Source organism: Streptomyces sp. NPDC053750 (assembly GCF_044544295.1).
In the GTDB taxonomy this organism is placed as follows: domain Bacteria; phylum Actinomycetota; class Actinomycetes; order Streptomycetales; family Streptomycetaceae; genus Streptomyces.
Map to the genome: position 1 here is coordinate 990,257 of NZ_JBITXB010000001.1, position 11,822 is coordinate 1,002,078.

Consider the following 11,822-nt stretch of genomic DNA (forward strand, 5'->3'; position numbering starts at 1 on the left):
GCTTCCCCTTGCTTCACTTTCGTGGCAACCACAACGTAGGCCTTGTATGCCGGAATTGACGGATCCGTCACGCAACGTAGCGTCAAGTGGAGCTCACGCCAGGTGAGTTCTGGCAAAGAATGCTCTGCGTAACTGTGATTTTTCGGCGGAGGATTTGAATGATCACGAGTGGGTCACTAGGGTCTGCCATCGAACCCTCGAACGGGTGATCCCTCTCAAGAAGGAGCTCGTCTCCGTGGCGTCCCACCGTCGTCCCAAGCAGCCGAGCCGCACGCGCGTGACCGTGCTCACCACCGCTGCCGCCGCCGCTGTCGCTCTCAGTTCGCAGGCCGCCAACGCCGCGCCGAGCGAGAAGCCGAGCAAGGACGAGGTCAAGGCCAAGGTCGACAAGCTCTACGAAGAGGCCGAGAAGGCCACCGAGAAGTACAACGGGGCCAAGGAGAAGCAGGAGAAGCTCCAGAAGGAGATCTCCACCATCCAGGACAACGTCGCCCGCGGCCAGGAGGAGCTCAACGAGCTGCGCGACGGCCTCGGTTCGATGGCCAGCGCCCAGTACCGCTCCGGCGGCATCGACCCGTCCCTGCAGCTCTTCCTCTCCGCCGACCCGGACGACTACCTGGACAAGGCCTCCACGCTCGACCAGCTGAGCGGTCAGCAGGTCGAGGCGCTGAAGAAGATCCAGGAGAAGCAGCGCGACCTCTCCCAGCAGCGCTCCGAGGCCACCAAGAAGCTCAAGGACCTCGCCTCCACCCGCACCGAACTGGGCAACAAGAAGAAGGAAGTCCAGGGCAAGCTCTCCTCCGCGCAGAAGCTGCTCAACACGCTCACCGCGCAGGAGAAGGCCGCCCTCGCCGCCGAGGAGCAGCGCGCCACCCGCAGCAGCGAGCGCGAGGTCCTCTCCGGCACCGGCACCCCCGCCTCCGGCCGGGCCGCCGCCGCCTTCGCCGCCGCCCAGAGCAAGCTCGGCACGCCCTACGTCTACGGCGCCACCGGCCCGTCCTCCTTCGACTGCTCGGGCCTGACCTCCTGGGCCTACGCCCAGGCCGACGTCGCCATCCCGCGCACCTCCGAGGCGCAGACCGGCGCGGGCACGCGCATCTACTCGCAGAGCCAGCTCCAGGTCGGCGACCTGGTCTTCTTCTTCAACGACCTGCACCACGTCGGCCTCTACGCCGGCAACGGCCAGGTCCTGCACGCGCCGCGCACCGGCACGGTCGTCCGCTACGAGTCGATGGGCACCATCGGCGGCCCGTTCATGTTCGGCGTCCGGGTCTGACCCCGACGCCCCTCGTCAACCCTTCGGCCGCCCTCGCCGTACCGCCCGTTCGGGCGAATCACGGCAGGGCGCCGGAGCCCCCGCCCCGCCGGTGACCTGCGTCAGCGGCGGGGCGTCGCGTTGTGCGCCCTCCGCACGTCTTTGGCCGCCGCCCGGCCGCGGGGTTACTGTCTGCCGCGTTTCCCCGTCCGCCAGCGGAAGGAGTGCGGCTTCCCGTGGGGTCCCATCGCCGCCTTGCACCATCCGGGTTCGACCACGGCGCCACCGCCGCCGTCGGCCTGCTCTCCGTCGCCGCCGCAGTCCTGGGCGCCGTACCGGCCACGGCCGCCCCGCACGACGACCGGCGAGCGGAGGTGGACCGCCTGTACACGGAGGCGGAGCAGGCGACCGAGGCCTACAACAAGGCCGACGCACGCACCGACGCCCTGCGCGAGGAGGTCAGCACCGCGCAGGACGAGATCGCCCGGAAGCAGGCGCGGATCAACACCATGCGCGACGCCCTCGGCTCGCTGGCCGGCGCGCAGTACCGCTCCGGCGGCATCGACCCCGCGCTGACGCTGCTCCTGTCCGCCGACCCGGACGACTACCTGGACAAGGCCCTGGTGCTCGACCGGATCACCACCCACCACGCCGGTGAGCTCAGGGAACTCCAGAAGGCCCTGCGCGACCTCGCCCAGGACCGTGCCGAGGCCGCCGGGAAACTCACCGAGCTGGAGAAGGGCCGCAAGGCCGTCGCCGCCCACAAGAGGACGGTGGAGCGCAAGCTCGCCACGGCCCGGAAGCTGCTCGACGCCCTCCCGGACGGTCAACGAGCCGCCTACGAGCGCGGCTCCCGCTCCGGCCGCACCGACCTGATGGCCCTCGGCACCGCCACCCCCGCCTCCGACCGCGCCGCGGCCGCCGTCGCCGCCGCCCGGTCCGCCCTCGGCAAGCCCTACGTCTGGGGCGCCAACGGCCCCTCCGGCTTCGACTGCTCGGGCCTGACCCAGTGGGCCTACGCCCAGGCGGGCGTCGGTCTGCCGCGCACCTCGCAGGCGCAGTCCGGCGCCGGGCGGCGGGTCTCCCTGGCCGAGGCGCGCCCCGGCGACCTGGTCGCCTACCGGGACGACGCCAGCCACATCGGCATGTACGCCGGCAACGGCCAGGTGATCCACGCGCCCTATCCCGGCGCCCCCGTGCGCTACGACCCGGTCGGCATGATGCCGGTCTCCTCGGTCACCCGGGTATGACCGTCCCGGCCCCTCCGGTTGTCCCGTCCGCCGCCCCCGCGCTCCGGCGCCCGTACGATCGGGAAGGTGGCTGGTCGAAGGCGGGTGTCGGGTTCCTCGGTGGTGGCGCTGTGCCTGCTGCTCGTCTCCCTGGTGGCCTGCGGCGGCCGGACCACCGCCGACCCCGTCCGCACCGAGGTGCAGCGGGTGCTGGACCGGCGGGCGGCGGCCGTCCTCGACCACGACCGGGCCGCCTATGCGCGTACGGGCACCGGGGCCGGCTTCGACAACCTGAGCGCGGTACCGCTGGCCGCGTGGTCCTACCGGGTGACGGACGTGGACCGCACCGGCGACACGGCCACCGCCGACGTCGAGCTGCGCTACCGCGTCGAGGGCTACGACCGGGGTCCCGTCACCGCCGGCCGCACCGTGCGACTGAGCCGGGACGGCGCGGGCGGACGCTGGTCCGTCGCCTCCGACCGGCCCGCGGAGAAGGCCGGCCAGCAGCCCTGGGACCAGGGCGCGGTCCGGGTCGTCCGGGGAACGCACAGCCTCGTCCTCGGCGTCGGGCAGAGCGCCGAGGCCCTGCGCGGTTTCGCCGACCTGGCCGACCGGGCGGTGCCGGACATCCCGGACGCCTGGGACGGCGACTGGTCCCGGCGGGTCGTCGTGGTCGTCCCCCGGACGCTGGAGGGGATGGCGGGCCTGCTCGGCTCGCCCGCCTCCTCGTACCGGGGCATCGCGGCGGTCACCACCGGTGAGACAGGCGGCCGGGAGCGCGCCCCCGCGGACCGGGTCGTCGTCAACCCCGACGCGTACGGGCTGCTCGGCACCCTCGGCAAGCAGGTCGTGCTCACCCACGAGACCACCCACGTCGCCACCCGCGCCCACACCACCACCGCCACCCCGTTGTGGCTGTCCGAGGGGTACGCCGACTGGGTCGGCTACCGCGCCACCGACCGTGCTCCGTCGCAGGCCGCCCCCGAGCTGGCCCGCGCGGTGTCCGAGGGCCGGGTGCCCGGCCGGCTGCCGACCGACGAGGACTTCGGCTTCACCGGCGACGCGGACGACCTGGCCCAGGCCTACGAGAGCGGCTGGCTGGCCTGCCGGATGATCGCCGCCCAGTGGGGCGAGGACCGGCTGCACGCCTTCTACCGGGCCGTGGGCGCCCACGACGAGCGCGCCGGCGCGGTCGAGGACGCGATGGACGAGGTGCTCGGCACCACGCCGGAGGCGTTCACGGCGCGGTGGCGGGAGTATCTGCGGGCGGAGTTCGACTGAGCCGCCCGCGCGCGTCGGCTCCCCCGCGCGGCACCGTGTCGCGCCACAGGGCGCGGGCCGCGAGGACGGCGGCGGCCGCCAGCAGACCGTTGCGCAGGAACAGCAGCACGATGCCGAGCGGGTCGCTCGCGACGACGTGGCCGAACCAGACCGGGAACTCCAGGACCGTCACCGGGCTCGCCGCCAGCACCAGGGCGACCGGCACCCGCATGCGGCTCGCCCGGAAGCACCGGCAGACCGCCGCGAGGCCGATCAGCCACACCAGGTACTGCGGGCTGATCACCCGGCTCGTCACCGTGAACACCAGCACCGCCACGAAGGCCGCGTCCGCCGTCGTGTGCGCCGCGAACCGCGAGGCCGCCCGCCGCCACAGCAGCAGCCAGCCGAACGCCAGGGCGCTGAGGGCGAGGGCCGCCGTGCTCACCGCGTCCACGTACGGGCCGAGGAACTCGACGGAGCCGTAGTGGAGCAGGACCTCGCCGTCCCAGCCGAAGTGCCGGGCGACGTGGAAGACCAGCGCGCCCAGCGACTCCACCTCCGTGCCCCGGTCGCGCTGGGCCGTCAGGAACGCGAACGCCCCGGGCATGGTCACCGCGAACAGCGCGGCCAGCCCGGCCCCGCTCAGCGCGGCGGCGGCCCACGACGCGCGCCCCCGCGGCCCTCGCATCCCCACGAGCACCAGCGCGGGCCACACCTTCAGCAGCGCCCCGAGGGCCGCCAGGGCCCCCGCCACGCGCGGATGCCGGCCGGCGGCCAGCAGCGCGGCCACCGCGACGGCGGTGACCATCACGTCGTAGCGGGCGTACACCGTCGGACCGAGCAGCGGTACGCCGGCCACCCACACCCACGCCCCGCGCGGCGAGCGCCCGGAGCCCCGGCCCGCGTGCCACAGCAGGGCGAGGACGGCCAGGTCCGCCGCGCAGGCCAGGACGAAGAACGCGGTCGCGTACTCCAGGAAGGGCAGCAGCGCGGGGGAGAGGACCGCGAAGGCCGCCGCGGGCGGGTACTGCCAGGTGACGTCGGCCTGCGGAAACGTTCCGGTGCGCAGGATCTCGTACCAGCCCCGGTAGATGACGGACACGTCACCGGTGACGTCCGGACCCGGGAAGACCAGCACCTTCAGCACGAACAGCAGCAGCACCAGCCGCGTGGCGCCCCAGGCCGTCAGCAGCCGCACCGCTGACCGCCTCGCGTCCGTCGTCTCCACGTGCTCCCTGCCCGTCCGCGCCTGCCGTGCCGGTGCCGCCATGATGACCCGGGCTCCTGTGCGCGTGCCACAGACACGGCCGGGCCCCGCCCCGGGCGGGCGGTTCGGTAGGGTCGGCGACGATGCGCAAGACCTTGATCGTGACGAACGACTTCCCGCCCCGCCCCGGCGGCATCCAGGCCTTCCTGCACAACATGGCGCTGCGTCTGGACTCCGAGCGGCTGGTCGTCTACGCCTCCACCTGGAAGCACGGCCGGGAGGGCCTCGAGGCCACCGCCGCCTTCGACGCCGAACAGCCCTTCACCGTCGTACGGGACCGTACGACGATGCTGCTGCCGACGCCGCGCGTGACCCGGCGGGCCGTCGGACTGCTGCGCGAACACGGGTGCACGTCGGTGTGGTTCGGGGCGGCGGCGCCCCTCGGACTGATGGCGCCGGCGCTCAGGAAGGCGGGCGCCGAGCGGATCGTCGCCACCACCCACGGCCACGAGGCCGGGTGGGCCCAGCTGCCCGCCGCCCGGCAACTGCTGCGCCGGATCGGGGAGTCCACGGACACGATCACCTACCTCGGGGAGTACACGCGCTCCCGCATAGCGGGCGCGCTCACTCCTCGGGCCGCCGCCAGGATGCGGCAGTTGCCGCCCGGCGTCGACGAGAAGACCTTCCACCCCGGCAGCGGCGGCGACGAGGTGCGGGCCCGGCTCGGGCTGACCGAGCGGCCGGTGGTGGTGTGCGTCTCGCGGCTGGTCCCGCGCAAGGGCCAGGACACGCTGATCCGGGCGATGCCCCGCATCCTCGCCGCCGAGCCGGACGCCGTCCTGCTGGTCGTCGGCGGCGGCCCCTACGAGAAGGAACTGCGCCGCCTCGCCCACGACACCGGCGTCGCCGCCTCCGTCCACTTCACGGGCGCCGTCCCCTGGTCCGAGCTGCCCGCGCACTACGGCGCCGGGGACGTGTTCGCGATGCCGTGCCGTACCCGCCGCGGCGGCCTGGACGTCGAGGGCCTCGGCATCGTCTACCTGGAGGCCTCCGCGACCGGCCTCCCCGTCGTCGCCGGCGACTCCGGCGGCGCCCCCGACGCGGTCCTCGACGGCGAGACCGGCTGGGTGGTGCGGGGCAACTCCGAGGAGGAGTCCGCCGACCGCATCGTCACGCTCCTCGGCGACGCCGGACTGCGCCGCCGCATGGGAGAGCGGGGCAGGGCCTGGGTCGAGGAGAAGTGGCGCTGGGACCTACTGGCGGAGCACCTGAAGGCCCTGCTGTAACGCACCCGCACCCGCCAACGGCGACAAGGGGGCACCCCAGAAGGCGCCCCCCGCTCGACTACTTCGCGTAGATCGCCTCGATCTCGTCCGCATAATCCTTCGCCACGACATTCCGCTTCAGCTTCAGCGAAGGCGTGAGGTGCCCGGAGTCCTCCGTGAACTGAGCCTCCAGCACCCGGAACTTCCGCACCGACTCCGCCTTCGACACCGCGGAGTTGCCGTCGTCGATCGCCGACTGGATCGCCGCGAGCAGATCCGGGTCCTCCCGCAACGACACCGCCGTGGAACCGGCCGGCTTCCCGTGCTCCGCACACCAGCGGCCGAGGAACTCCTCGTCGAGGGTGACCAGCGCGCCGACGAACGGCCGTCCGTCGCCGACCACCATGCACTCCGCGACCAGCGCGTGCGCGCGGATGCGGTCCTCCATGACGGCCGGGGCGACGTTCTTGCCGCCGGCGGTGACGATGATCTCCTTCTTGCGGCCGGTGATCCGGAGATAGCCGTCCTCGTCGAGGGTGCCGATGTCCCCGGTGTGGAACCAGCCGTCGGCCAGTGCCTCGGCGGTCGCGCCGGGATTGTTCCAGTACTCCTTGAACAGGTGCTCGCCGTGCAGCAGCACCTCCCCGTCGTCCGCTATGCGCACCACGGAACCGGGCAGCGGCTGGCCGACCGTGCCGATCTTCTGCCGGTCCCAGGGGTTGAACGCGGTGGCCGCGCAGGACTCGGTCAGGCCGTAGCCCTCCAGGACCGTGAAGCCGATGCCGCGGAAGAAGTGGCCGAGCCGCTCGCCGAGCGGGGCGCCGCCGGAGATGGCGTACTCGCCGCGCCCGCCGAGGACCGTGCGGAGCTTGCTGTAGACGAGCTTGTCGAAGACCTTGTGCTTGATCCTCAGGCCGACGGAGGGACCCGACGGGGTGTCCAGCGCCTTGCTGTACGCGATCGCCGTGTCGGCGGCCTTGTCGAAGATCTTGCCCTTGCCGTCGGCCTGCGCCTTGGCACGCGCGGAGTTGTAGACCTTCTCGAAGACGCGCGGCACACCGAGGATCAGCGTCGGCCGGAACGCGGCCAGTTCGTCGGTGAGGTTCTTGATGTCGGGGACACAGCCCAGCTTGATCGGCGCGATCATCGGGGCGACCTGCACCAGGCGCCCGAAGACATGGGCGAGCGGCAGGAAGAGAAGGACGGAGCACTCGCCGGTGCGGAACAGCGGGCGCAGCCGCTCGACGACGTTGCCGCACTCGGCGAAGAAGCTGCGGTGGGTGAGGACGCAGCCCTTGGGGCGGCCCGTGGTGCCGGAGGTGTAGACGATGGTCGCGGGGTCGTCGGCCTTCGCGATCGAGCTGCGCTCCTCGACGGCCCGGTCCGTGACGTCCTGGCCGATGCGCCCCAGCTCCTCCACGGCACCGGCGTCGATCTGCCAGACGTTCTTGAGGGCGGGCAGCTGCTCGCGCACCGACTCGACGGCGGCGGCGTGCCCGGCCGACTCCACGACGCAGGCGGTCGCGCCCGAGTCGCCGAGGATCCACTGCACCTGCTCGGCCGAGCTGGTCTCGTACACCGGCACGGTGATGGCGCCCGCGCTCCAGATCGCGAAGTCCAGCAGGGTCCACTCGTAGCGCGTACGGGACATCAGGCCGACCCGGTCGCCCGGCTGGACACCGGAGGCGATGAGGCCCTTGGCGGCGGCGTGCACCTCGGCCAGGAAGTCGCGGGCGGTCACGTCCTGCCAGACACCGCCCACCTTGCGGGAGATGACGGCGACGTCCGGGTGCTGCGCGGCGTTTCTGCGGACGATGTCCGTCAGGTTTCCGTCCGTGGGGACCTCGTACAAAGCCGGAAGGCTGAACTCGCGCAAGACTGCTGCTCCTCATAGGGCGCCGGCGCCACGACACTGTGTGATGCGACGGTGCGGTCCAAGGCTCGGGCAAGTGCTCCGGAGCTCACCTGGTGAACCACACGCCGATTCACATGTTGAAATCCTGAGCACGACTGGACTGCCCGGACGTTACCCGCCGGTATGGCTTCTCCGACAGGGGGTCCCCGCGAGATGTTCGCTGCGTCACACGGTTGGGGTTTCCTTTGCGCACAGTAGTCGACGGATCAACCGACCAGCCAGTAACCGCAGGTCCGGCCGCCACTGTTCACAAGAGGCACGCGCTGCTTACGCTTGATCGCCATGGCACCCACACCGCCCGGTAACACGAGGACGCGCGTCCATGTGGTCAGCGACGTCCATGGCAACGCCCGCGACCTGGCCCGCGCCGGCGACGGCGCCGACGCCCTGATCTGCCTGGGGGACCTGGTCCTCTTCCTCGACTACGCCGACCACTCGCGCGGCATCTTCCCCGACCTCTTCGGTGTCGAGAACGCCGACCGCATCGTCGAGCTGCGCACCGCCCGCCGCTTCGGCGAGGCGCGGGAGTTCGGGGCCCGGTTGTGGGCGGGCGTCGGCGAGGAGCGGGCGGCGCTGATCGAACGGGCGGTGCGGGGGCAGTACGCCGAGATGTTCGCCGCGTTCCCCACACCGACGTACGCCACCTACGGCAATGTCGACATGCCGCCCCTGTGGCCGGAGTACGCCGGGCCCGGCACCACCGTGCTCGACGGGGAGCGGGTCGAGATCGGCGGCCGGGTCTTCGGCTTCGTCGGCGGCGGCCTGCGGACCCCGATGCGCACGCCGTACGAGATCGACGACGAGGAGTACGCCGCGAAGGTCGAGGCCGTCGGCGAGGTGGACGTGCTGTGCACACACATCCCGCCGGAGGTGCCGGAGCTGGTCTACGACACGGTGGCGCGGCGCTTCGAGCGGGGCAGCCGCGCGCTGCTGGACGCGATCCGCCGCACCCGTCCGCGCTACGCCCTCTTCGGGCACGTGCACCAGCCGCTGGTCCGGCGGATGCGCATCGGAGCCACCGAGTGCGTGAACGTCGGCCACTTCGCGTCGACGGGGAAGCCCTGGGCGCTGGAGTGGTGAGCCGGGCCGGCATCCCGGTGGCCGGACTTGCGCAGGTAGGTGGTGACATCGGCCCGGCCCGTGCGCGATAGCCTTCACGCGGCACACACACGCACGACCGTGCATGACGATGCACGGCGACGCGCGACGACCCTCAGTACCGGCCCGCATCCGGAGGAGCCACGGCGATGGCGGAACACACCAGCTCGAGCATCACGATCGAGGCGGCACCGGCCGACGTCATGGCGGTGATCGCCGACTTCGCCCGCTACCCGGACTGGACCGGCGAGGTGAAGGAGGCGGAGGTCCTCGCGACCGACGCACAGGGGCGTGCCGAGCAGGTCCGACTCGTCATGGACGCCGGGGCGATCAAGGACGACCAGACGCTGGGCTACACCTGGACCGGGGAGCACGAGGTGTCCTGGACCCTGGTGAAGTCCCAGATGCTGCGCTCCCTGGACGGCTCCTACCTGCTCAGGCCGGCGGGCACGGGCACGGAGGTCACGTACCGGCTCACCGTCGACGTCAAGATCCCGATGCTCGGCATGATCAAGCGCAAAGCCGAAAAGGTCATCATCGACCGAGCCCTGGCAGGCTTGAAGAAGCGAGTCGAGTCGGCCTAGCTGCGGGCAGTCGTGCCTCCTCCAGTGCCTGAACGGCCTGGGAGGTACCCCCGGGGGCGGCACGGGTGGGCGGTGGGGGTCCCCCGCTCGAGCGAAGCCGAGAGTGGGGGAGGCACCCCGTAGCGCCGGGCTGCGCAACCCACCCCCGCCCCGCACCCACGCCGGTCACCCCCCCAGCCGACGGCACCACACAGGTACCGTTCAACATCATGCGCACCATCCTGATCACAGGCCCCGGCGGCACCGGCCGTACGACCGTCGCCGCCGCCACCGCGCTCGCCGCCGCCCGGCAGGGCACCCGCACCCTCCTCCTGGGCGCCGACCGCGACGACACCCTCGGCGCCGCGCTCGGGGTGCCCACGGGCCCGGCGCCGGTGCGCGTCGAACCGCACCTCACCGCCTGGCGACCCGACGCCGCCCAGGGTTTCCGCGACGGCCTCGCCGCCCTCCAGGAGCGCGCGGCCTCCGCACTCGACCTCCTCGGCGCCGCCCGCCTCGACGCCGAGGAGCTCACCCCGCTGCCCGGCGCGGACGAACTCGCCCTGCTGCGCGCCCTCCGCGACGCCGCCCTCGCCGGGGGCGGTGACCGCCACGATCTCCTCGTCGTCGACCTCCCGCCCGCGCCGCGCGCCCTCGCCCTGCTCGCCCTGCCCGAGGAGCTCCGCCGCTACCTGCGCCGCCTGCTCCCGCCCGAACGGCAGGCCGCCCGCGCCCTGCGCCCGGTCCTCGGCCGGCTCGCGGGCGTCCCCATGCCCGCCGAGGCGCTGTACGAGGCCGCCGCCCGCTGGGACCTCGAACTCGCCGCCACCGAGGCCGTCCTCGCCGACCGGAACACCGTCGTACGGCTGGTCGCCGAGCCCGGCCCGGCCGGTGCCGACGCCGTCCACGCCGCCACCCTCGGCCTCGCCCTGCGCGGACTGCGCACCGACCTGCTGGTCGCCAACCGCGTCCTGCCCGAGGACACCCCCGCGGACAGCTGGCTCGCCGGCCCCCTCGCCCAGCAGCGCAAGACGCTGGCGGAGTGGCGGGGCGCGTACGACGTCCGTACCGTCGCCCACCTCGGCCGTGACCCGCGCGGCCCGTACGACCTCGCCGCGCTCGACGCCCCGGGCATCGTCCCGGACGCCTCCCCCGTCGAGTGGCCCGTCACCGACCGGCTGGCCGACGACGGCGTGCTGGTCTGGCACATCCCGCTGCCCGGCGCCATACGCGACGAGCTCGACCTCGTTCGCCGCGGCGACGAACTGGTCGTCACCGTCGGACCGTTCCGCCGGATCGTCCCGCTGCCGTCCGCGCTGCGCCGCTGCACCGTCGACGGAGCCGCACTGCGGGACGGCACGCTCGCCGTGCGTTTCGCGCCGGACCCGGCGCTGTGGCCCCGGAGCCGCTGAACGCGCCGGGGACGTTCGGGTAACGTCGTAAGGACGAACCGTAGTCAGGAGTCCGTCATGAGCGAAGAGCTCCCCCCGTCCGAGGCCGCACGCCACGGCGAGGCCGACGCGGTGGAGTCGCCCGGCCCGGTCGACGAGGTGCGGGCCACCGACGCCGACGCCTGGGCGACGGCCTGCGCCGAGGACCTGGAGGCCGAGAAGGCCCGCCGCCGTGCCGAGCACGGGGCGCCCCCCGGGTCGGCCGCCGAGGAACTGCGCAGGCTCGTCGACACCGTCGCCGAAAAGCTGTCCGGCCTCCAGTCCCCGCTGCTCGGTCAGGTCGCCGGACCGGCCGCCCAGCAGGTGGTCCGGCAGGTCGTCCAGCAGGCCAAGGCCGCGGTCGAACCGGTCATCGAGCGCAATCCTGACGTTTTCGACCACCTCGCGGCCGCCGGCGGCGAGCTCCTCGCCGCCTACCGCTCGGCCGTCCAGAACCAGGAGCGCCGCTGGACCACCGGGGACACCGCCCCGAAGGATCCCCGCGACCCCCGCGACCTGGACGAACGCGGCGACGCCGGCCGTGACGAAGGCGGCGAGGGCACCGGTCCGGGGCAGCGCATCGACCTGGACTGAGCCCTG

At 73.1% G+C, this 11,822-nt stretch carries 10 protein-coding genes; 8 read left to right on the forward strand and 2 right to left on the reverse strand.

From position 1 onward, the window contains the following. Nucleotides 1-235 precede the first annotated feature (235 nt). The 3 genes from ACIGO6_RS04395 (at nucleotide 236) to ACIGO6_RS04405 (ending at nucleotide 3,765) form a co-directional block, all read left to right on the forward strand. The gene (locus tag ACIGO6_RS04395; RefSeq protein WP_399871605.1) at nucleotides 236-1,276 is read left to right on the forward strand and encodes an NlpC/P60 family protein; all 1,041 of its coding nucleotides are present in this window, start codon (nucleotides 236-238) and stop codon (nucleotides 1,274-1,276) included. A gap of 215 nt (nucleotides 1,277-1,491) precedes the next feature. Next, a complete protein-coding gene (locus tag ACIGO6_RS04400) occupies nucleotides 1,492-2,505 on the forward strand; it encodes an NlpC/P60 family protein (RefSeq protein ID WP_399871075.1) in 1,014 nt (337 codons plus the stop codon). A 66-nt stretch (nucleotides 2,506-2,571) separates the two neighbouring features. Further along, nucleotides 2,572-3,765 carry a hypothetical protein gene (locus ACIGO6_RS04405; protein ID WP_399871077.1) on the forward strand — a complete coding sequence of 398 codons (1,194 nt, stop codon included), beginning with the start codon at nucleotides 2,572-2,574 and terminating at the stop codon, nucleotides 3,763-3,765. Here the strand turns inward: ACIGO6_RS04405 and ACIGO6_RS04410 are convergent. Then, a complete protein-coding gene (locus ACIGO6_RS04410) occupies nucleotides 3,722-4,972 on the reverse strand; it encodes a glycosyltransferase 87 family protein (RefSeq protein WP_399871608.1) in 1,251 nt (416 codons plus the stop codon). The genes ACIGO6_RS04405 and ACIGO6_RS04410 overlap by 44 nt on opposite strands. A 122-nt stretch (nucleotides 4,973-5,094) precedes the next feature. Between ACIGO6_RS04410 and ACIGO6_RS04415 the strand changes: the two genes are divergently transcribed. Beyond that, on the forward strand, nucleotides 5,095-6,237 hold the full coding sequence (locus tag ACIGO6_RS04415) for a glycosyltransferase family 4 protein (protein ID WP_399871080.1): 1,143 nt from the start codon (nucleotides 5,095-5,097) through the stop codon (nucleotides 6,235-6,237). A gap of 58 nt (nucleotides 6,238-6,295) precedes the next feature. Here the strand turns inward: ACIGO6_RS04415 and ACIGO6_RS04420 are convergent, their stop codons facing one another. Then, nucleotides 6,296-8,092: an AMP-dependent synthetase/ligase gene (locus tag ACIGO6_RS04420; RefSeq protein ID WP_399871083.1), complete on the reverse strand. Its 1,797-nt coding sequence runs from the start codon at nucleotides 8,090-8,092 to the stop codon at nucleotides 6,296-6,298. Between the two features lie 321 nt (nucleotides 8,093-8,413). Here ACIGO6_RS04420 and ACIGO6_RS04425 point away from each other — a divergent pair, with 321 nt between their 5' ends. From ACIGO6_RS04425 to ACIGO6_RS04440, 4 genes are all read left to right on the forward strand, one after another. Then, the gene (locus ACIGO6_RS04425; protein WP_399871085.1) at nucleotides 8,414-9,211 is read left to right on the forward strand and encodes a metallophosphoesterase; all 798 of its coding nucleotides are present in this window, start codon (nucleotides 8,414-8,416) and stop codon (nucleotides 9,209-9,211) included. Between the two features lie 167 nt (nucleotides 9,212-9,378). Beyond that, the gene (locus ACIGO6_RS04430; protein WP_102930789.1) at nucleotides 9,379-9,813 is read left to right on the forward strand and encodes an SRPBCC family protein; all 435 of its coding nucleotides are present in this window, start codon (nucleotides 9,379-9,381) and stop codon (nucleotides 9,811-9,813) included. A gap of 209 nt (nucleotides 9,814-10,022) precedes the next feature. Further along, on the forward strand, nucleotides 10,023-11,204 hold the full coding sequence (locus ACIGO6_RS04435; RefSeq protein WP_399871089.1) for an ArsA family ATPase: 1,182 nt from the start codon (nucleotides 10,023-10,025) through the stop codon (nucleotides 11,202-11,204). A gap of 57 nt (nucleotides 11,205-11,261) precedes the next feature. Then, nucleotides 11,262-11,816, forward strand: coding sequence for a DUF5304 domain-containing protein (locus tag ACIGO6_RS04440; RefSeq protein ID WP_399871090.1), 555 nt, complete (start codon nucleotides 11,262-11,264; stop codon nucleotides 11,814-11,816). Nucleotides 11,817-11,822 lie beyond the last annotated feature (6 nt).

Excerpts from the sequence above, each read along its gene's own strand:
- ACIGO6_RS04415 (WP_399871080.1), top strand. The coding sequence starts at position 5,095 with ATGCGCAAGACCTTGATCGTGACGAACGACTTCCCGCCCCGCCCCGGC.
- ACIGO6_RS04425 (WP_399871085.1), top strand. The coding sequence starts at position 8,414 with ATGGCACCCACACCGCCCGGTAACACGAGGACGCGCGTCCATGTGGTC.
- ACIGO6_RS04430 (WP_102930789.1), top strand. The coding sequence starts at position 9,379 with ATGGCGGAACACACCAGCTCGAGCATCACGATCGAGGCGGCACCGGCC.
- ACIGO6_RS04435 (WP_399871089.1), top strand. The coding sequence starts at position 10,023 with ATGCGCACCATCCTGATCACAGGCCCCGGCGGCACCGGCCGTACGACC.
- ACIGO6_RS04440 (WP_399871090.1), top strand. The coding sequence starts at position 11,262 with ATGAGCGAAGAGCTCCCCCCGTCCGAGGCCGCACGCCACGGCGAGGCC.